The 19,540-nt window shown below is 72.5% G+C and carries 20 protein-coding genes and 1 pseudogene; 12 read left to right on the top strand and 9 right to left on the bottom strand.

Going from position 1 to position 19,540, the window contains the following annotated elements:
- Positions 1-74 precede the first annotated feature (74 nt).
- Both def and HD601_RS18520 read left to right on the top strand, forming a co-directional pair.
- A complete protein-coding gene (def, locus tag HD601_RS18525) occupies positions 75-569 on the top strand; it encodes a peptide deformylase (protein ID WP_184824304.1) in 495 nt (164 codons plus the stop codon).
- Between the two features lie 17 nt (positions 570-586).
- Positions 587-1,030 carry a PH domain-containing protein gene (locus HD601_RS18520; RefSeq protein WP_184824302.1) on the top strand — a complete coding sequence of 148 codons (444 nt, stop codon included), beginning with the start codon at positions 587-589 and terminating at the stop codon, positions 1,028-1,030.
- Here HD601_RS18520 and HD601_RS18515 read toward each other — a convergent pair.
- Positions 966-1,748, bottom strand: coding sequence for a glycerophosphodiester phosphodiesterase family protein (locus HD601_RS18515; RefSeq protein WP_184824300.1), 783 nt, complete (start codon positions 1,746-1,748; stop codon positions 966-968). The two genes, HD601_RS18520 and HD601_RS18515, sit on opposite strands and share 65 nt — an antisense overlap.
- A 32-nt stretch (positions 1,749-1,780) precedes the next feature.
- Here HD601_RS18515 and HD601_RS18510 point away from each other — a divergent pair, with 32 nt between their 5' ends.
- A complete protein-coding gene (locus HD601_RS18510; RefSeq protein WP_184824298.1) occupies positions 1,781-2,473 on the top strand; it encodes a GNAT family N-acetyltransferase in 693 nt (230 codons plus the stop codon).
- Between the two features lie 136 nt (positions 2,474-2,609).
- Positions 2,610-3,884 carry a serine hydroxymethyltransferase gene (locus HD601_RS18505; protein WP_184824296.1) on the top strand — a complete coding sequence of 425 codons (1,275 nt, stop codon included), beginning with the start codon at positions 2,610-2,612 and terminating at the stop codon, positions 3,882-3,884.
- A gap of 12 nt (positions 3,885-3,896) precedes the next feature.
- Here the strand turns inward: HD601_RS18505 and HD601_RS18500 are convergent, their stop codons facing one another.
- From HD601_RS18500 to HD601_RS18490, 3 genes are all read right to left on the bottom strand, one after another.
- The gene (locus HD601_RS18500) at positions 3,897-4,451 is read right to left on the bottom strand and encodes a winged helix-turn-helix domain-containing protein (protein ID WP_184824294.1); all 555 of its coding nucleotides are present in this window, start codon (positions 4,449-4,451) and stop codon (positions 3,897-3,899) included.
- The gene (locus tag HD601_RS18495; protein ID WP_184824292.1) at positions 4,441-5,247 is read right to left on the bottom strand and encodes a helix-turn-helix domain-containing protein; all 807 of its coding nucleotides are present in this window, start codon (positions 5,245-5,247) and stop codon (positions 4,441-4,443) included. The genes HD601_RS18500 and HD601_RS18495 overlap by 11 nt, the downstream gene beginning before the upstream one ends.
- A 386-nt stretch (positions 5,248-5,633) precedes the next feature.
- On the bottom strand, positions 5,634-6,608 hold the full coding sequence (locus HD601_RS18490) for a BadF/BadG/BcrA/BcrD ATPase family protein (protein ID WP_221441092.1): 975 nt from the start codon (positions 6,606-6,608) through the stop codon (positions 5,634-5,636).
- A 237-nt stretch (positions 6,609-6,845) separates the two neighbouring features.
- Between HD601_RS18490 and HD601_RS18485 the strand changes: the two genes are divergently transcribed.
- From HD601_RS18485 to HD601_RS18455, 7 genes are all read left to right on the top strand, one after another.
- Positions 6,846-7,733: a MurR/RpiR family transcriptional regulator gene (locus tag HD601_RS18485; protein ID WP_184830032.1), complete on the top strand. Its 888-nt coding sequence runs from the start codon at positions 6,846-6,848 to the stop codon at positions 7,731-7,733.
- Positions 7,730-8,485 (top strand): sugar isomerase domain-containing protein, encoded by a 756-nt coding sequence (locus HD601_RS18480; protein ID WP_184824291.1) that lies wholly within the window; start codon positions 7,730-7,732, stop codon positions 8,483-8,485. Before HD601_RS18485 ends, HD601_RS18480 begins: the two co-directional genes overlap by 4 nt.
- 46 nt (positions 8,486-8,531) lie before the next feature.
- A complete protein-coding gene (ngcE, locus tag HD601_RS18475) occupies positions 8,532-10,007 on the top strand; it encodes an N-acetylglucosamine/diacetylchitobiose ABC transporter substrate-binding protein (protein ID WP_184824290.1) in 1,476 nt (491 codons plus the stop codon).
- Positions 10,008-10,024: 17 nt separating this feature from the next.
- The gene (locus HD601_RS18470; protein ID WP_184830031.1) at positions 10,025-10,948 is read left to right on the top strand and encodes a carbohydrate ABC transporter permease; all 924 of its coding nucleotides are present in this window, start codon (positions 10,025-10,027) and stop codon (positions 10,946-10,948) included.
- Positions 10,945-11,883: a carbohydrate ABC transporter permease gene (locus HD601_RS18465; RefSeq protein ID WP_184824289.1), complete on the top strand. Its 939-nt coding sequence runs from the start codon at positions 10,945-10,947 to the stop codon at positions 11,881-11,883. The genes HD601_RS18470 and HD601_RS18465 overlap by 4 nt, the downstream gene beginning before the upstream one ends.
- A 213-nt stretch (positions 11,884-12,096) precedes the next feature.
- Entirely contained in the window at positions 12,097-13,692 is a 1,596-nt protein-coding gene (locus HD601_RS18460; protein ID WP_184824288.1) for an MFS transporter, read from the top strand.
- Positions 13,689-15,578 carry an ABC transporter ATP-binding protein gene (locus HD601_RS18455; protein ID WP_184824287.1) on the top strand — a complete coding sequence of 630 codons (1,890 nt, stop codon included), beginning with the start codon at positions 13,689-13,691 and terminating at the stop codon, positions 15,576-15,578. Before HD601_RS18460 ends, HD601_RS18455 begins: the two co-directional genes overlap by 4 nt.
- On the opposite strand, the gene HD601_RS18450 is transcribed toward HD601_RS18455, so the two are convergent.
- From HD601_RS18450 to HD601_RS18430, 5 genes and pseudogenes are all read right to left on the bottom strand, one after another.
- Entirely contained in the window at positions 15,542-16,723 is a 1,182-nt protein-coding gene (locus HD601_RS18450; RefSeq protein WP_184824286.1) for an alpha/beta hydrolase, read from the bottom strand. The genes HD601_RS18455 and HD601_RS18450 overlap by 37 nt on opposite strands.
- Positions 16,724-16,856: 133 nt before the next feature.
- Positions 16,857-17,633 (bottom strand): SRPBCC family protein, encoded by a 777-nt coding sequence (locus HD601_RS18445; protein ID WP_184830030.1) that lies wholly within the window; start codon positions 17,631-17,633, stop codon positions 16,857-16,859.
- An 87-nt stretch (positions 17,634-17,720) separates the two neighbouring features.
- A pseudogene (locus tag HD601_RS33975) lies at positions 17,721-18,137 on the bottom strand (SRPBCC family protein); the annotation flags it as partial.
- Positions 18,134-18,448 carry an ArsR/SmtB family transcription factor gene (locus tag HD601_RS18435; protein ID WP_184824284.1) on the bottom strand — a complete coding sequence of 105 codons (315 nt, stop codon included), beginning with the start codon at positions 18,446-18,448 and terminating at the stop codon, positions 18,134-18,136. The pseudogene HD601_RS33975 and the gene HD601_RS18435, both read right to left, overlap by 4 nt.
- Positions 18,449-18,503: 55 nt before the next feature.
- Positions 18,504-18,977, bottom strand: a complete 474-nt coding sequence (locus HD601_RS18430; RefSeq protein WP_184824283.1) for a CHRD domain-containing protein — start codon at positions 18,975-18,977, stop codon at positions 18,504-18,506.
- Between the two features lie 331 nt (positions 18,978-19,308).
- Here HD601_RS18430 and HD601_RS18425 point away from each other — a divergent pair, with 331 nt between their 5' ends.
- Complete coding sequence (locus HD601_RS18425) at positions 19,309-19,482, top strand: hypothetical protein (RefSeq protein ID WP_184824282.1); 174 nt, start codon at positions 19,309-19,311, stop codon at positions 19,480-19,482.
- Positions 19,483-19,540: the final 58 nt, after the last annotated feature.

Raw genomic sequence — 19,540 nt, 5'->3', positions numbered from 1 at the left:
CCGTCGTGGCCAGACGACACGATGGCACGCCCGTGAACGTGTCATGGTGAACGAGTGATGAGGAGACGACGACGGTGACGGTGCGGGAGATCCGCCTCTACGGCGACCCGGTGTTGCGGACGGTGACCGACCCGGTCAAGGAGTTCGGCGAGGCGAGCCGCGCGCTGGCCCAGGACCTGCTGGACACCTTGGACCTGCCCGGACGCGCGGGCGTGGCGGCGCCGCAGATCGGCGTGCCGCTGCGGGCGTTCTCGTACGACCTCGAGGGTCAGCGCGGCGTCGTGTTCAACCCAACCCTGGTCGGCACCGAGGGGGAGCAGGGCGGCGAGGAGGGCTGCCTGTCGGTGCCCGGCCTCTGGTTCCCGACGACGAGAGCCGCCTGGGCCGCCGTCGAGGGCTTCGACGCCGACGGCGAGCCGGTCCGCGTCGAGGGCGAGGGCGAGCTGGCCCGCTGCCTGCAGCACGAGACCGACCACCTCGACGGCATCGTCTACATCCACCGCCTCGAGCCCTCGACCCGCCGCGGCGCCATGCGCGAGATCCGCCGCAGCGCCTGGTTCAGCGCCTAGCGTCCGGGGGCCGAGCGATGGGCGGCGACGACGAGGACGACCTGCGGCCCGACATCGCCGCGGCCAGGCGGCGCATGCGGCTTCCGACCGGCGTCGGCCGCGAGCTGCGCCGGCTGGAGTGGGTGCTGCACGACGGCGAGACCGTGGAGCGGCTGGCGTCCGGCATCCACGGCCGCGGCGTCGGGCTGCTCGCGCTGACCGATCAGCGCCTGATGTTCCTCCGCCGCCGCTGGCTGTCGCAGACCCTCGAGGACTTCCCGGTCGCCCGGATCACGTCGGTCCAGTGGCACGTCTCGGTGATGAGCGGCACCATCACGGTCTTCGCCACCGGCGTGAAGGCCGAGATCACGAACGTGCAGAAGGACGACGGCCGCGAGCTGACCGAGCGGCTGCAGCTCAACCCCTGTGCCATTGGTTGCGGGACTCGAGGACGTCGCGCAGCAGGTCGGCGCGATCGGTGATGAGGCCGTCGACGCCGAGGTCGAGGAGGCGGCGCATCTCGGCCGGCTCGTTCACTGTCCAGACGTGCACCGGCCGGCCCGCCGCGTGGGCGGCCGCCACCGTCGCCGCCGACACCACCGTCCGGCCGCGGAACGTCGCCGGCACCTGCAGGCAGTCGACCCCGCGCAGGACGCGCCCGGCGAACCCCGCCAGCCCCGGCGTCGACGCCGCCGTCACGAACGCGGCGATCAATGTCTGCCCGGCCGACGTCGCGACGGGGGCGGCCACGCGGCGCAGCACGGCGCGGCGGCGGGCGTCGGAGAACGAGGCGACGCAGACCCGGCCGTGCGCGCGGGTGCGGTCGAGCACGCGGGCGAGGGGGACGACGGCGCCGGCGGACTTCACGTCGATGTTCACCCGCAGGTCCGGCCAGCTGCCCAGCACGTCCTCGAGCGCCGGCACCGGCTCGACCCCGCCGATCAGCGCCGTCCGCACCTCGGACCACGGCAGCTGGGCGACGGCGCCGGTGCGGTCGGTGACCCGGTCCAGCGTGGCGTCGTGCAGGGCGACGGCGACACCGTCGGCCGTGGCGTGGACGTCGGTCTCGACGTACTCGTAGCCGAGCTCCACCGCCGCCGCGAAGGCCGCCATGCCGTTCTCGCGCCCGTCGAGGGAGAATCCCCGGTGGGCCAGCGCGAGCGGTCCGGGACGATCGAGATACGGATGGATGCCGGCCACGGGGCCAGGCTAACCGTCGCGGGAGGTCGGAGATGAGTGAGCTGCGCGACGTGGTGCTGCGCTGGCAGGCGGGCTGGGTGACGGCTCGCGACTACCGCAGCAGCGTCGACGGCGACGTCGTCACCGTCCGCATCGGGCTGCCCGACCGCATCACCGAGACGATCCTGCTCACCGACGACCCGGACCTCTATGCCGACGTGGCCGGGCGGGTCGGCGGGCCGAGCCGCTGGCTGACCGCCCCGACGAGCGACCGCGCGCGGACCGAGGCCGCCGCCGTCGACGCCGGGTTCGCCGTGCACGCGCCGGAGTGGCTGATGTCGCGCCCACTCGACGACGACCCCGGTCCGGGCGCGCCGGAGGGGTACGAGGTCTGGCTCAGCGGCCGGCCGCCGGTCCTGGTCGCCGAGGTCGTGACCGGCGACGGCGACCCGCGGGCCCTGGCGGCGAAGGGCCACCTGGCCCTGTCCGGCGAGGGTGACGCCGACGCCGTCGCCGACCGGATCTTCACCGTCCCCGCGCACCGCCGGCGGGGGCTCGGCTCCGTCGTCATGGGGACGCTGACGGCGGCGGCTCGCGAGCGCGGCGCGCGGACCGGGCTGCTGGTCGCGTCGGCCGACGGGCGCCAGCTCTATGAGCGGCTCGGCTGGCGTCTCGAGGCCGAGATGACGGTCGCGCACTGGTCCGGCCACGCGACGCCCGAGGCGCCGTCGGACCCGTTAGAGTGATGCCCGTCGCGACTGGCGCAACGGCCCGGGAGACCGGGCACGGGTGGAACCGACCACCGGGGAGCGGACGTCCGTGGCACCGCGCGCCTGGGTGCCCCGGGACACACCGACACATCGAGGGGATGTGGCTCTCGCCATGACCACCACCGACCGCGCCGCGCTGCAGTCCGCCGACCCCGAGGTCGCCGCGCTCATCACGGCCGAAGAGGAACGCCAGCGGCAGACGCTGAAGCTGATCCCGTCCGAGAACTACGTGTCCTCGGCGGTCCTCGAGGCCACCGGGACCGTGCTGACCAACAAGTACTCCGAGGGCTACGCCGGGCGCCGCTACTACGAGGGCCAGCAGGTCATCGACCAGCTCGAGACCCTCGCCGTCGAGCGGGCCAAGGCGCTGTTCGGCGCCGACCACGCCAACGTGCAGCCGTACTCCGGCTCGCCGGCCAACCTCGCCGTCTACCTGGCGACGGCCAACGCCGGCGACACCGTCATGGGCATGTCGCTGCCCATGGGCGGGCACCTGACCCACGGCTGGAAGGTGTCGGCGACGGGGACCTGGTTCCGTCCCGTCCAGTACGACGTGCGCCGCGACACCGGCCGCATCGACCTCGACCAGGTCCGCGAGATCGCGCTGGCCGAGCGGCCGAAGCTGATCTTCTGCGGCGGCACCGCCATCCCGCGCACCATCGACTTCGCCGGGTTCGCCGCCATCGCGCAGGAGGTCGGGGCCGTCCTGGTCGCCGACATCGCGCACATCGCCGGCCTGGTCGTCGGCGGGGCGCACCCGACACCCGTCGGCCACGCCGACATCGTCACCACGACAACGCACAAGACGCTGCGCGGGCCGCGCGGCGCCATGATCCTCACCACCGAGGAGTACGCCAAGCCCATCGACAAGGCCGTCTTCCCCGGCCTGCAGGGCGGCCCGCACAACCACACGACCGCCGGCATCGCCGTCGCGCTCGGCGAAGCGGCCCAGCCGGAGTTCAAGGACTACGCGCACCAGATCGTCGCCAACGCCGTCACCCTGGCCGACGAGCTGCTGGCCCGCGGGTTCGACCTCGTCTCGGGCGGCACGGACAACCACCTGATCCTCATCGACCTCACGTCGAAGGACGTCGCCGGCAAGCCCGCCGCGAAGGCGCTCGACCGGGCCGGCCTCGAGACCAACTACAACACCGTCCCGTTCGACCCCCGCAAGCCGTTCGACCCGTCCGGCCTGCGCATCGGCACCCCGGCGCTGACCAGCCGCGGCATGGGCGAGGCCGAGATGCGCGAGGTCGGCCGCTGGATGGACGAGGTCGTCACGGCCGCCGCCGGGTCCGACGAGGACGCGCTCGAGTCGGTCATCACGCGGGTCCGCGGCGAGGTCACCGAGCTCACCGGCCGGTTCCCGACTCCCGGCCTGGACTGACGGGGTTTCGCGTCAGCCGCGCGCGGCGGGCCGGACGAGGGAGAGTTCCGGTCCGCCGTCGAGGCGGAAGCCGACCCCGCGGGTGGCGCGGATCGTCACCGAGGCGCCCGCCTCGCGCAGCTTGGCCCGCAGCCGCTTGATGACCGACTGCACGGCGGCCGGTCCGGCGAAGTAGGTGCCGCCCCAGGCGCGTTCGTGCAGCTGCTGGTAGCTCCACACCTGCCCGGGGCGGCCGGCCAGGCAGCCGAGTACCTTGAACTCGTACGGCGTCAGCGGCAGGCCGCGGCCGTGCCAGGTGGCCTCGTGCCGGGAGAGGTCGAGGGCGAGCCCGCCGACCCGCAGGACCTCGTCCGGCGGTTGCGGCGCGGGACGGCGCCGGCGGGCCGGGTCGACGACGGCCGCGGCTCCGGATCCGGTTCCGGCGAGGCGGCGGAGCAGGACGCCCGCGGCGCCGGCGTCGGGCGCGAGCACCAGGATGCCGGCGCCGTCGAACTGACCCGCGAGCCGGGCCCGCTCGGCGGGGGAGCTGGAGATGCAGACGATCATCGGCGCCGGGTCACTGGGCATGGCCGCCGCCCACGGTCGCGAGGTTGGGTTCGACCGGCACCGCGGCCGCCCAGAGCGTGTCGAACAGCAGCCCGAGCGCCCCGGCCAGCTCGCGGCTGCGCACGATGAGCGCGACGACACCGCCGACCCCCGGTGCGAACAGCGGCGTCAGCACCGTGTGGCCGTCGAACACCGCCCATTTCATCGGCAGCTCACCGTGGAAGACGCGGGCCTGCTCGCCGGCCGCCATCCAGGCGCCGATGTTCTCGACCACCGCCGGGTGGAGCATGAGCCCGTGGTCGTAGATGGCGCGCACCCGTACCCCACGGGCCAGCGCGTCGAGCTCGGGCTGGTTGGACCCGCCGACCTGGATGGGCCGGCGCACCACGATGTCGACGGCGTCCTCGGCCGCCGCGTGCAGCCGGTCGAACCGGTCTCCGACCAGCTTCGGCGTGCGCAGGATCTCGACCAGCTCGCCGTCGCCGCCGGTGTTCGAGCCGAATCGGCGCATGAGGTCGGGCAGCGCCGTCTCGACGTTCCGCTCGCGTTCGCGCAGCTCCTCGCGGTCGCGCTGGAGCAGCCCCGCGAACGCGACATCGGGGGCCGACGGCGCGAACCTGCTGCTGTAGCCGGCGCCCGCGTCGACCAGGCCCTTGTCGACCAGCGAGCGCAGGATGAGGTAGACGCTGCTGCGGCTGGTTCCCGTGATCTCGGCGATGGTGCCGGCGGCCAGCGGCGACTGCTCGAGCAGGCACAGGTAGATGCGGGCCTCGGTCTTGGTGAGCCCCAGGTCCTCGAGCAGCGACTCGGTCTGCACGCGCGCCTCCGGTATGTCCGATCCGCCGGATGTGCGCTTCATCGTGACCCCGAGTGGGGTGCTGCGTCAAACCTGTCGTACAACCGGTGGACGACATCCTCCAATTGCCCCTGAACTGCCCCGATCCCGACCCGAACCCGCCCGGTTCCGCGCGCGGCCGGGTGGTCGGCGGGCCGCCCTCCTGGCGCTATGGGCCCACCAAACCGCCCACCACTGCGGGACTGGCGGGGGTGATGAGGGAGCTCGCGCGAGTGAGGTGCACCCACGCGGTGGGTGCGGTTCGGGCCTTGGCACGTCGGCGGTGACCCCTTGGCACGCCGGAGGTGAGCTCGCGCGCCCGAATTGCCCCGGTTCGTGGAACGCTCCGGCGTGCCAAGGTTGAGCGGTCAGGCCGAGAACAGAGCCGCGTGCAACCGTGCCGCGGCGTCTTCGTCGCCGGGGGAGAGGGAGCGGGCGGCCAGCCAGGCGGCCCCGGCCGCACCGTCGAGCGCGACCCCGACCGGCGCCGACGGCCACGACGACGCCAGCCGCTCCCGCACCAGGGAAGCCAGGGGAGTGGAGCCCGTCAGCAGCGACCCCGCCAGGACGATCGGCGACGCGTCATCCGCCGAGCGAACCTCCCCGGCGGCGGCCAGCAGGTGGTCGGCGGCCGTGGCGAGGATGCGGTCGGCCACCGGGTCCACCCCAGCGACGGCCGTCACCAGTGGGGCCAGCTCCGACAGCGCGACCGGCGGCCGCGAGTGCACCGCCAGCACGATGTCGTTGGTGACGTCACGGGCCGGCGCCACCACGGAGCGCCCCAGCAGCGCCTGCACCACGGCGTCACCGAGCGGCCCCGGCAGCACCCCCCGGTCCAACGCGGCCAGCGTCGACAGGACCGCCTCGCGCCCGAGCCAGAAGCCGGAGCCGAAGTCTCCCAGCAGCCAGCCGTGGCCGTCGATGATCTGCTCGAGCCGGCGGCCGGTGAAGCGGGCGGTGATGGCACCGGTGCCGGACAGCACGAGCGTCCCGTCCGGTGACGGCGTCCCGGCGACGAAGGCGGCCAGCGCGTCCGCGACCACCGTGTAACCGCAGGTCAGGCCCGCAGCCTTCCACCGCACGTTCAACTCGGCCACGATCGGGGGCCGGCTGAAGTTGTGGTCCCCGGCCGTCGCGATGACCGCCGCGCCCACGTCCGCAGGGGACACCGACGCCAGCGCCGCCGCGACCGCGGAGGACACCGCGTCGAACGCCTTCTCGGCCGCGTGCGAGGTGAGGTTGGCGCCGTCGGCCCGCCCCGATCCCAGCCTCCGGCCGGCGTCGTCGATGACCAGGGCGCGCGTGGACGTGCCGCCGATGTCCAGGCCCAGTGCGAGCACCACCGTGAGAATCCTTTCCACCCGGTACCGACCCGGTCTCACCCGGGCTGCGGCTGGGTCACGCTTCCGAAAACTCTCGTCAAACACTTGACATCCGGGCCAGGGTAGAAAGAATTCTCACCACTGCGGCCTGGGAGGCCGCGGGCGAAACTGACTACCAGGACGGGAGGTCGCGTGGCGGAAGGGACACTACCCACCTCGGAGGTCCCCGAGGCCGGGCTGCCCGCCGACTCCGTGCTCATGCGGATCCGGGCCGCGCTGCCGGACCTGCCCGCCGCACTGCAGCGGGTGGGGGAGCAGGTGCTCTCCGCTCCCGCCGTCGTCGCCCGGGCCACCATCCTCGAGACGGCGGAGCGCAGCGGGACATCGGCGGCGACGGTGACCCGGTTCTGCCGGGCGCTCGGGCTGCCGGGCTACGCCGACCTGCGGCTGGCCATGGCCGAGGAGACGGGCCGCTCGTCCGCCGTCGCCGGCTGGGAGATCGACATCGGCCGCGAGATCCTGCCGACGGACTCCCTGCAGGCCATGCTCGACCTCATCACGACCGCCGACCTGCGGGCCATCCAGGAGACCGCCGCGCAGCTGGACCTCGCCGAGGTCGAGAAGGCGGCCGACGCCATCGCGCACGCCGGCCGGGTCGAGGTCTACGGCATCGGCGGCAGCGCCCTGGTCGCCGGCGAGATGCAGCTCTGCCTGCACCGCATCGGCATCCCGACGTGGTCGTGGAGCGACGTCCACTCGGGCCTCACCAGCGCCGCCCTGCTCGGACCCAGCGACGTCGCCATCGCGGTGTCGCACTCCGGCGCCACCTACGAGACGGTCGAGATGCTGTCGGCGGCCGGCAGCCGCGGCGCCACCACCGTCGCGCTCACCAGCTACCGCAACTCCGCGCTCGCCGAGGTCGCCGACATCGTCCTCACGACGGCGATCCACGAGACGACGTTCCGGCCCGACGCGTTGGCCGCCCGGCACCCGCAGCTGATCGTGCTCGACCTCATCTACGTGGCGGTCGCGCAGCGGCGGTACGAGACGACCGGAGTGGCCCTCAACCTGACGGCGCAGGCGGTCAGCTCGCACCGGGCGGTCAGCCCGGAGCTCGCCCGCGCCCTGAAGAAGGAGCAACGGTGAACGAGGTCAGCGCGGCGGCCTACCTGGCCCGCCTCACCGAGATCGTCGACGGCGTCACCTCGACGCAGCTCGACGGCGTGCACCGCGCGGCGGACATCGTCGCCCGGTCGGTGCGCGACGGCGGGGTGGTGCAGGCGTTCGGCACCGGGCACTCGCAGGCGACGGCCATGGAGATCGCCGGGCGGGCCGGCGGGCTCATCCCGACCAACCGCATCGCCATCTCCGACCTGGTCATGTACGGCGGCGAGGACCCGGCGACGATCCTCGACCCGCGCACCGAGCGGGAGCCGTCGCTGGCCCAGCGGCTGTACGACCTCGCACCCATCGAGGCGAACGACGTCTTCGTCATCGCGTCGAACTCCGGCATCAACGGCAGCATCGTCGGCATGGCCGAGGTCGCCCGCAAGAACGGGCACCCCGTCATCGCCATCACGTCGCTGCAGCACGGCGCGCAGGTGGAGTCGCGGCACCCCACGGGGCGCAAGCTGCCCGACTTCGCCGACGTCGTCCTCGACAACGGCGGGCCGTTCGGTGACGCCGTCCTGCCGCTCCCCGGTGGCGGCGACGTCTGCGCGGTCTCGTCGATCACCGCGGCGCTGCTCGCGCAGCTGCTCACGGCAGAGGTGGTCCGCCGGCTCCTCGAGGCCGGCGACACGCCGCCTGTCTATCTCTCCGCCAACGTCCCAGGGGGAGACGTCCACAACGACGGCCTGCTGCAGCGGTACGCGGGCCGGATCCGGCGCGGTGGCTGAGCGACCGCCGGACCCACATCCGAATCAGTCCAGGAGAGGTTTCACGATGTCCAGCAGCATCGAACGCACCCCTGCGGCGGCCGGGACCGACCGCCGGACCTTCCTGCAGCGCGTCGCGCTCGCCGGTGTGGCCCTCGGGCCCGGTGGCGCCTTCCTCGCGTCCTGCGCGACCGGAGGCGGTGACGACACCGACGACGAGGCCTCCGAGGCGCCGTCGGGCGACGTGTCCGACGACAACCCGCTCGGCATCCCCACGGACCAGCCGGTCGAGGTCTACATCTTCGACGGCGGCTTCGGCGACGAGTACGCCACCGAGCTGCACCAGCCGATCTTCAACGAGAAGTGGCCGGACATCCAGATCGACCACCACGCGGCGGTCGACATCGGCGCGGAGCTGCAGGCGCGGTTCGTCGCCGGCGACCCGCCGGACTTCATCAACAACTCCGGCGACGGCCAGATGGACCCCGGCCAGCTCGTCAGCGACGGCCTGCTCGCCGACCTCACGCCGCTGTTCGACGCCCCGAGCTGGGACGACCCGAGCGTGACGGTGCGCGACACCCTGCTGCCCGGCACGATCGAGTCCGGCACCCGCGACGGCAAGCCGTACGTCCTCAACTACGCGTTCACCGTCTTCGGCCTCTGGTACAACGCCGCCCTCATGGAGCAGAACGGCTGGCCGGTGCCCACGACGTGGCAGGAGATGATGGACGTCTGCGCCGACATCGCCGCCACCGGCATCGCGCCGTGGGTCTACCAGGGCGTCACGGCGCCGCGGTACATGAACTGGCCGCTGCTCTCCATGGCCACCAAGCTGGCCGGCCCCGAGATCCTGGTCTCCATCGACAACCTCGAGCCCGGCGCCTGGGGTCACGAGGCCATCCTGGAGTCGGCGGCCGCCATCCGCAGCCTCGCCGAGAACAGCTACTTCCTGCCGGGTGTCGAGGGCATGGAGTTCCGCGACGCGCAGGGCCTGTGGGCGCGCGGCGAGGCCGTCTTCTGCCCGTCGGGCTCCTGGCTGGAGAACGAGGAGGCCGACGCGATCGCCGAGAACCCGGACTTCCAGATGGCGATGATGCCCGACCCGCTGCTCTCGCCCGACTCCGTCATGCCGCTCGAGACCGTCCGCGCGACGGCGGGCGAGCCGTACGTCGTCCCGGCCGACGCGAAGAACCCGCTCGGCGGCATGGAGTACATGCGGGCCATGCTCTCGATGGAGGGCGCCCGCGGCTTCACCGAGCGGGTCACCAGCCTGACGTCGGTGGCGGGCTCGTCCGAGGGCGTGCAGATCGACGCGCCCGGCCTGGCGTCGGCGCAGGCCGCGCTGCAGGCCGCCGGCGACAACGTCATCAACTGGTTCTACCCGAGCTGGTACGGGACCATGGAGAACCCCGGCATCGACCAGGTGACCGGCGCCCTGCTGCGGGCCGAGATCACCGTCGACCAGTGGGCGGAGCAGTGCGAGGCGGTGGCGACGGAGATCCGCGAGGACGACTCCATCGTCAAGCAGACCCGCGAGGGCTAGGAGGGGCGCTCGTGAACATGCGGCACGGCAAGTATCCGTTCATCCTGGCGTTCCTGCTGCCGCCGGTCGGGATCTACGCGATCTACATGCTGTCGCCGTATGTCCAGGCCATCTACATCTCGATGACCGACTGGAGCGGCCTCACCGCCGCCCAGACGTTCATCGGGTTCGACAACTACGTGGAGATGTGGGGCGACGACCAGCTCCGCAAGGCGCTCTGGAACAACCTGATCCTGGTGCTGGTCGTCCCCGTCCTCACGCTGTTGCTGGGCCTGTTCTTCGCCTCGATGCTCAACGTCGGCGGGCGCAGCCGCGGCGGCGCGGTCACCGGTGTGCGCGGGTCGTCGATCTACAAGGTCGTGTACTTCTTCCCGCAGGTGCTCTCGGTCGCGATCATCGGCATCGTCTTCAAGTACGTGTTCGCGCCCGAGAACGCCGGCGGCATCCTCAACCGGGTGCTCGGCGCCATCGGGCTCGGCGGGCTGCAACAGCTCTGGCTGGCCGAGCCGAACTACCTGATCTGGATCATCGTCCTGGTCATGACGTGGTCGTTCGTCGGCTTCTACGTGGTGCTGTTCTCGGCGGCCATGCAGTCGATCCCGCGCGACATCTACGAGGCGGCGCTGCTCGACGGGTCCAGCCGCTTCACGACGTTCCGCAAGGTCACCGTCCCGCTGGTCTGGGACACCGTGCAGGTCGGCTGGGTGTACATGGCGATCCAGGCCATGGACGGCTTCGCGACGGTGCACATCATGCTGGGCATCAACGGCGGCGTCGAGGGCGCCGGCGACGTGCTCGGCATCGCGATGTACCGCGAGGCGTTCGCCGAGGCCGACTTCGGCTACGCGGCCGCCATCGGCGTGCTCATGCTGGTCCTGACCATGGTGGTCGCCGTCGCGTTCATGCGCGGCCTGCGGCGCGAGAGGGTGGAGCTGGCATGACGACCATGCAGAGTCCGCCCCGGGTCGCCGACGGCGGTGGCAACGGCCGGGCGCGGGGGCACCGGATGCCCGGCATCGGCGCGGGCGACAAGGCGGTCGGGCTGATCAACGGCGGCTTCCTGCTGCTGTGGGGGCTCATCACGGCGCTGCCGCTGGTGTGGGCGATCCTGTCCTCGTTCAAGACCAACGGCGAGTTCCGCGTCGACCCGCTCGGGCTGCCGTCGGGCGTCCAGTGGGACAACTTCTCGCGGGCGTGGTCGGCGGCCAACATCGGCCAGTACTTCCTCAACAGCGTCATCGTCGTGTCCATCTCGCTGACGCTGACCATGCTGTTCGGCGCGATGGGCGCCTACGTGCTGGCCCGCTACGACTTCCCGGGCAACCGGTTCGTCTACTACCTGTTCGTCGGCGGGCTGATCCTGCCGGTCTTCCTCGCGCTCGTCCCGATGTTCTTCGTCGTGCGCAACCTCGGCAACCTGCCGGTGATCGGGCAGTTCCTGGGCCTGAACAGTTACCTGAGCCTGGCCCTGGTGTACGTCGCGTTCTCGATGCCGTTCACGGTGTTCTTCCTGACGGCGTTCTTCCGGACGCTGCCGAACTCCGTGGCCGAGGCGGGCGTCATGGACGGCTGCTCGCACTTCTCGCTGTTCTGGAAGGTCATGCTGCCCATGGCCCGCCCCGGCATGATCAGCCTGGCGCTGTTCAACTTCCTGGGCCACTGGAACCAGTACGTGCTGCCGCTGGTCATCATGCAGGACGGCGACAAACGGGTGCTGGCGCAGGGGCTGGGCACGCTGGCCGCCAACACCGGGTTCCGCGCGGACTGGACGGCGCTGTTCGCCGGGCTGGTCATCGCGCTGCTGCCGGTGCTGATCGTCTACATCGTGTTCCAGAAGCAGGTGCAGGCCGGGCTCACAGCCGGGGTGCTGAAGTAGGGGTGGACGGCTCGTACTCGCCGGCAGCGGGCGTTGCTGTCGAGTACGGGTGGCGTTGCTGTCGCTACAGCGACAGTGATGCCACCCGGTCGTCGCGGTGGTGCCACACCGTTGGCGGCCGCGGCGCTGACCCTGGGCGCGACACTGCTCGCGCCGGCCGTTCGCGGCCGGCGAACTTGACCTCAACCTTTGTTGAGGTATGAGACTGCGGAGATGACGACCGACACAGACGCCCTGGCGCCGCAGCCCCCGCCCCGTGCCGGGGCGAAGGAGTGGACGGCCCTGGCCGTGCTGAGCCTGCCCGCCATGCTCGTGATCATGGACCTGACCGTGCTGCACCTCGCCGTGCCGCACCTGAGCGCCGACCTGACCCCGACCGCCTCGCAGTTGCTCTGGATCACCGACATCTACGGGTTCCTCATCGCCGGCTTCCTCATCACCATGGGGTCGCTGGGGGACCGGATCGGACGGCGGAAGCTGCTGCTCATCGGCGCGGCCGGGTTCGGGCTCGCGTCCGTGCTGTCCGCGTACGCGACCAGCGCCGAGATGCTGATCGCAGCCCGGGCGCTCATGGGGATCGCCGGCGCGACGCTGATGCCGTCGACGCTCTCGCTGATCCGCAACATGTTCCACGACGACCGGCAGCGGACCACGGCGATCTCGCTGTGGATGATGAGCTTCATGGTCGGCGGCTCCATCGGGCCGCTGGTCGGCGGGGCGCTGCTCGAGGCGTTCTGGTGGGGCTCGGTGTTCCTGGTCGGCGTGCCGGTCATGGTGCTGCTGCTGGTCGCCGGCCCGGTGCTGCTGCCGGAGTACCGCGACCCCGTCGCCGGCCGGCTCGACCTACTCAGCGCGGTGCTGCTGCTGGCCGCCGTCCTGCCGGTGATCTACGGCGTCAAGAAGCTGGCCGAGGACGGGTTCGGCTGGCTGCTCGTGGTGTCCCTGGTCGTGGGGGTCGCGTTCGCCGTGCTGTTCGTACGGCGGCAGCGGACGCTGGCCGACCCGCTCATCGACATGGAGCTGTTCCGCAACCGCGCCTTCGGCGCCACGCTCGGCGTCATGACGACCGCGACGTTCGCGATGATGGGGCTGAACCTGTTCGTCATGCAGTACCTGCAGCTGGTCCACGGGCTGTCGCCGTTCCGGGCGGGGCTGTGGGTGCTGCCGATGACCGGGGCGATGATGCTCGGGATGATCCTGGTCCCCCTGCTCGCGTCGCGGGTCCGGCCCGGGTGGCTGATCGCCGGCGGGCTGCTCGTGTCGGCCGTGGGCATCGGCATCATGACGCAGGTCGGCGGCTCGTCGGGGTTCGGCGTGCTGATCGCCGGCACGTGCGTCATGGCGGCCGGGTTCACCCCGCCGGCTGCGCTCGGCACCGACCTCGTCATCAGTGCCGCGCCGGCGTCGAAGGCGGGCGCGGCGTCGGCGGCGTCGGAGACGAGCAACGAGTTCGGCGGCGCTCTCGGCCTGGCCATCCTCGGCTCTGTCGGTACCGCCGTCTACCGTTCGGGCATGAGCGATTCCCTGCCCGCCTCCCTTGGGCCCGAGGCCACCGAGGCCGCCGGCGACACCCTGGCCGGTGCGGTCGCGGTGGCGGCCACGCTGCCCGACGGCGCCCCGCTGCTGGCGGCCGCCCGCGCCGCGTTCACCGACGGGCTCCAGGTCACCGCCGTCGTGGCCACGGTCATCGTGCTGGCCGGCGCGCTGCTCGCGGCGGTGTTGCTGCGGCGGGTCGGGGTTCCAGCGGGCGAGCCCGCGCCCGCCGGGTCCGCCGTTGGCGAGTCCGCCGTGGAGGTCGCCGCGCCATGAGCATGGAAGTCACCGCCTGGAACGCCCTCTACAACGCCATGCACGCCCAGCAGGACACCCGGCCGTTCTCGCGCGCGACGCTGCGGCGCATCGCCGGGTTCGCCCGGCCGCACCGTCGCTACCTGGTGGCGTTCGTGCTGCTCAGCGTCGTGACCGCGGTCCTGGCGGTGGCCACTCCAGTGCTCGCCGGGCGGGTCGTCGACGCCATCATGGAGGGCGACGCCCAGCGCACGGTCATCGTGCTGGCGCTGGTCATCGCGGTCATCGCCGTCGCCGAGGCCGGCGTGGGGCTGGTGCAGCGCTGGCTCTCGGCCAGCATCGGCGAGGGCCTCATCCTCGACCTGCGCCAGGCCGTCTTCGACCACGTGCAGAAGATGCCTGTCGCGTTCTTCACCCGCACCCGCACCGGCGCGCTGGTCAGCCGGCTCAACAACGATGTCATCGGCGCCCAGCGGGCGTTCAGCGACCTGCTCTCCGGCGTCGTCAGCAACGTCGTCATGCTGGTGCTGGCACTCGTGGTCATGTTCGACATCTCGTGGCAGATCACGGTGCTGGCGCTGGTGCTGCTGCCGGTGTTCGTGCTGCCCGCGCGGCGCATGGGCGGCAAGCTGGCCCGGCTCGAACGCGAGGCGGCCAACCACAACGCCGTCATGGGCACCCAGATGACCGAGCGGTTCTCCGCGCCCGGCGCCACGCTGGTCAAGCTGTTCAGCCGGCCCGAGCGCGAGTCCGCCGAGTTCGCCGCCCGGGCCCGCCGGGTCCGCGACATCGGGCTGCGCACCGCCATGGTGCAGTGGCTGTTCATCACGGCGCTCACACTGGTCGGCGCGCTGGCGCTGGCCCTCGTCTACGGGCTGGGCGGCTTCTACGCGCTGCGCGGCCAGCTCGACGCCGGCGCCGTCGTGTCCATGGCGTTGCTGCTGACCCGCCTGTACGCGCCGCTGACGGCGCTGGCCAGCGCGCGCATGGAGGTCATGAGCGCGCTGGTCAGCTTCGCCCGGGTGTTCGAGGTGCTCGACCTCAAGCCGCTGATCCAGGAGCGGCCGGGCGCGCGCGAAGTGCCCGACGGCCCGGTGTCGGTCGAGTTCGACGACGTGCACTTCAGCTACCCGGCGGCCGACAAGGTGTCGCTGGCCTCGCTCGAAGAGGTCGCAATGCTCGACACCCGCGGCGGCGACGAGGTGCTGCACGGCGTCTCCTTCACCGCCGCGCCGGGCGAGATGATCGCGCTGGTCGGCTCGTCCGGTGCCGGCAAGTCGACCATCGCCCAGCTGCTGCCGCGGCTCTACGACGTCGACTCCGGGGCGGTGCGGCTCGGCGGCGTCGACGTCCGCGACCTGACGACGGCGTCCGTGCGGTCCACGCTCGGCATGGTCACTCAGGACGGTCACCTGTTCCACGAGTCGCTGCGCGAGAACCTGCTCATCGCCCGGCCCGAGGCCACCGACGACGACATCTGGGACGTCCTGCGCCGGGCCCGGCTCGACGCGCTGGTCGAGTCGCTGCCCGACGGGCTCGGCACGGTCGTGGGCGAGCGCGGCTACCGGCTCTCCGGCGGCGAACGGCAGCGGCTCACCATCGCGCGGTTGCTGCTGGCCCGGCCGCGCGTCGTGATCCTCGACGAGGCGACCGCGCACCTCGACTCCACCTCCGAGGCCGCGGTGCAAGAGGCGCTCGGCGCGGCGCTCGAGGGCCGCGCGGCGGTGGTCATCGCGCACCGGCTGTCGACCATCCGCGCCGCCGACCAGATCCTCGTCGTCGAGGCCGGCCGCGTCGTGGAGCGCGGCACCCACGGCGAACTGCTGGCGGCGGGCGGACGCTACGCCGAGCTGCACCGCACGCAGTTCGATCAGACCCGCGGCGACGAGGTGATGACCTCGGGCTGACGGGCGGTGGGCCGGGCGACGGCGGCGGCGAACGCCTCCACGCCGTCGATCACGGCCTCGTGCCGCACCGAGCGGAACAGGTCGAACGCGTGCTGGGCGCCCGGGAGCTCGGCGTAGACGACCGGGTTCGGCGAGGCCGACCGCAGGTGGGCGACGAACTCGCGGGCCGCCTCGACCGGCACCATCGGGTCGCGGTCGCCGTGGGCCACGAACACCGGCGGCGCGGCGTCGGCGGCGTAGCCGAGCGGCGACGACACCGGCAGGTCGGCCGGCCCTGTGCCGTAGTAGTACCCGTAGTAGCCGTACAGGCAGACCGCCGCGAGCGGCCGGGTGGTCACCGGGGCGTCGGGGGTGGACGTGTCGGCCGGGGTCAGCGCGGTGATCGCGGCCAGGTGCGCGCCGGCCGAGCTGCCCGCGACGATCACCCGGTCCGGGTCGCCGCCGTGCTCCGCGATGTGCGTGCGGACCCAGGCGAGGACGCGCTCGACGTCGGCGAGGTGGTCGGCGAAGTCCGCGCGCGGCCGCAGCCGGTAGTTGGCGCTCACGCCGACGAAGCCGCCGGCGGCCAGCCGGTACAGCATGAGCCGGCCCTCGCGGTTCTTGCTACCGCTGTAGTAGCCACCGCCGTGGAAGTAGACGATGACGGGCGCCGTTTCGGTTGCACCGCCGGCCGCGCGGGAGCGGTACACGTCGAGCCGGTTGCGGCGGCCGGCCGGGCCGTAGGCCAGGTTGCGGACGCGCCGGACGTCGAGGCGGTGCACCCAGAGCGGCCGGAGCAGGATCGACGCCCACGGGGTCCGGCGGAGGCCGCCGGTCGCGCCGGCGCCGAGGGCCTCGGCGAGCGCGGCTCGGACGATCCCCGGCGCACCCAGTGACCGGCGGGCGACGACGACCAGCCCGGCCGGGATCAGTGCGGCGAGCCCGACGACGGCCCAGGAGCCCGCCGACGCGATGTCGCCCTCGGCGAACGCCAGCGCCGTCGACCCGGCGAGGAGGGTCAGCGCCAGGAATGGCAGCTCGTTGACCACCAGGCCGGTGACGAAGCCCAGCTTGCCGACGACGGGGTAGCGATACGGCACGGGGGCGAGCGCCGCCAGCGTGCCGAAGGCGAGGATGACGATGGAGACCAGGTATCCGTAGGGCATGCCGCCACGCTAGGAAGACCGCGGCCGGCGCACCCATGACGGAAGTCACCACCCGCCCATGAGCTTCCGCCCACCCCGTTGATCATGGAGAAGGTCGGCCCCCGAGCGCTCCGGAAGCCGACCTTCTCCGTGATCAACTCGGCTGGGGGCGGTCGCGGAGCTCGCGGGCCAGCTCGGCCACGCGGCCGGCCCAGGCGTCGTCGTCGCCGGAGGCGGTGAGGACCAGGCGGGCGCCGTGGCCGGTGCCCTCGCCGAGCTCCCACCGCACGTCGTCGCCACCGGCCGTGGTGTAGGCGAGCACCTTGGGCTCGTCGCGTTCCCGCACGTCGGCCGGCGTCCCGGCGAGCCGTTCGATGACCGGCCAGGCGGCCTCGGCCGGGGCGGTGAGCTGGCGCTCGAACCGGACCCGCGGGCCGCCGTCGTCCCCGGTCGAGGCCACGCCGGTGTCGAGGCCGAACCGCTCGACGTAGGCGTCGTGCTGCTCGGCCGACGGCGACGCGGCGGTGACGGGGACGCCGTCGAGCACCTCGTCGAGGGCGACCAGGCACTGCACCCAGCCGGACGCGAAGCTGGCCGCGCCGTAGCGGTCGGCGAACGTGTGCGCGAAGTCCAGCCGGCAGCCGTCGCCGTCGTCGTGCAGCTCGAACCGCAGGTGATCGTCGCCCCAGGTGAAGGCCAGGACGCGGCCCGGTTCGGCCTCGATGACGCGGCCGTCGACGCTGGGGCCGTCGCCCGTGTCGAAGCTGACGTCGCTGCCGGCGACGGGGCTCAGCTCGACCTGGGCGGGGAACCACTGTCCCAGGTGGCCCGGCTCGGAGATGGCGGCCCAGACGCGCGACCGCGGGTGCCGGAACCGGCGCTCCATGCGCAGGACCGTGCGGTCGCCGTCGGTGTGCAGGGACTCGGTCATGAGGTGCTCCTCGTACAGTCGGTGCAGGTCGGCGGCGCGTTGCCACGCCGCTTCAGGATCGGTCGCCCGGCCCGCCAGCGCGGCGTCGAGCAGGTCCAGCCCCGCGTGCCAGCCGCCCGCGACGGCCGGGCCCGCGCCGTCGTCGGCGATGGTGTTGACGAAGACCAGCCGGCAGCCGTCGCCGTCGGGCGTGAGCTCCCAGCGCAGCGTCTCGGTGCCCCAGGTGTACTCGAGCAGCCGGGGAGGGTCGGCGGCGAGGACGCGGCCGGCGACGGGGTCGGGGGAGGCGCCGAAGCGCTCGCGCTACTCCGGGGTCGGGTGGAACCAGACGGTCGCGCCGGGCGTGAGGTCGAGCTCGACGACGGCGGGGAAGTGCCAGCCGCGCAGCTCGGCGGGGTCGGTGAGGGCGCGCCACACCTTCGCGGGCGGGTGGGCGAGGCGGCGTTCGAACCGGATCTCGACCCGCCCGCCGCCTACGCGTCGCACGCTGCCCGGCGCCGTCATGCGTCGTCCATGGTGTCGAGGTGCCGCTCGAGGGCGTCGAAGCGGTCGGCCCACATCCAGCGGTACGGCGTCAGCCAGGCGTCGACCTCGGCGAGCGGCTCCGCGCGCAGCTCGTACCAGCGGCACTGCGCCTCGGGGCGGACGGTGACCAGCCCGGCCTCGCGCAGCACCCGCAGATGCTTGGACGTGCCGGGCTGGGAGAGCCCGACGGCCTCGGTGAGCTCGCCGACCAGCCGGGGGCGCTCGCGGAGGAGGTCCAGGATGCGCCGCCGGGCCGGATCGGCGAGAACGGTGAACGGTTCGGACGACATGCCACGAGTATAGCTCTCTAGCTATATAACCGCAACGGCATGCGTCGTGCTGGGGTCAGCGGAGCTGGCCGCGGATCGCGCCCGGCTGGAACGACGCGTTGTGCACGTTCACGTAGTAGTCGCCGGGGTTGGCCACGAGTGCGGCCAGCTCGCTCTCGGTGAGCGTCGACGTCGAGTTCTGGTCGTCGGGGACCGCGGTGATGCAGCCGTGACTGACGGGGTCGGGCGTGTCGAGGCCGATGACGATCGGACCGGGCGCGGTCGGCGGGGCGATGTGGATGTGGGCGGCCGTCGCCGGCTCGATCCGCACGGCGACGAGTGTGTAGCAGAGCGTGTCGCCCCGGACGATGGCCGCGAACGCGCCGCGGCCGTCGGTGTCGCCCGGTCCGGGCCGCTCGGCGGCTCCGGTCAGCACGGCATGGAGTGTGGTGACATCGGCCTCGTTGGACGAGGCGGGTACAGCGCCCGCGACGATCGCCGCTCCCGCGGCCACGGCAAGCGCTGTCGAGCGGACGAGCCAGGTGCGCATGATGCTCTCCTTCGGTCCGGTGGCGGGACGTCCCGGCCGAGCCGTCCCGTCTTTCTACGAAGGTGATCGCCGAAGGGCTGCCGATGGGTACGGACCAGCCGTGCTGGCATCGGCCGTTCGGTCAGGGCATGCCACGACCGAACGGACGAAATTTGCGTTTCAGAGGCCGCACACGCGGGCCGACCAGGCGAAACGCGGCGTGGCGGGAGTCGTTCGCGTTGCGGGCCCGGCATGATCGGTAGATCATTCGGTGATCTGGCCGAAGTTTTGGGCGGGCTCAGGTACCGACCGATCGCTGCTGGGACGGGCAGCGAGGAGCAGGAGGATCACGATGTTGCGCCGGGACACGGAGTACGTGTTGACCTGGAACGCACAGAACCACAGCTGGCTGGTGCGGCCGATCGAACGCGATGGAAACCAGATCATGCAGATCGGCGGCGGCACCCAGATGGGTGATCCGGCCTGGGCCATGAGCTCGCCGCTCGGTACGGGCTGGGACGACTAGGAGCGCGAACCCGACGCGATCCGTCGTCCGGCAGTTACAGACACACGGTGCCGGCTGT

It is taken from the genome of Jiangella mangrovi (assembly GCF_014204975.1).
Taxonomy (GTDB): domain Bacteria; phylum Actinomycetota; class Actinomycetes; order Jiangellales; family Jiangellaceae; genus Jiangella; species Jiangella mangrovi.
The sequence above is the reverse complement of the archived record's forward strand: the minus strand, read 5'-3'. Positions and strand labels throughout refer to the sequence as shown.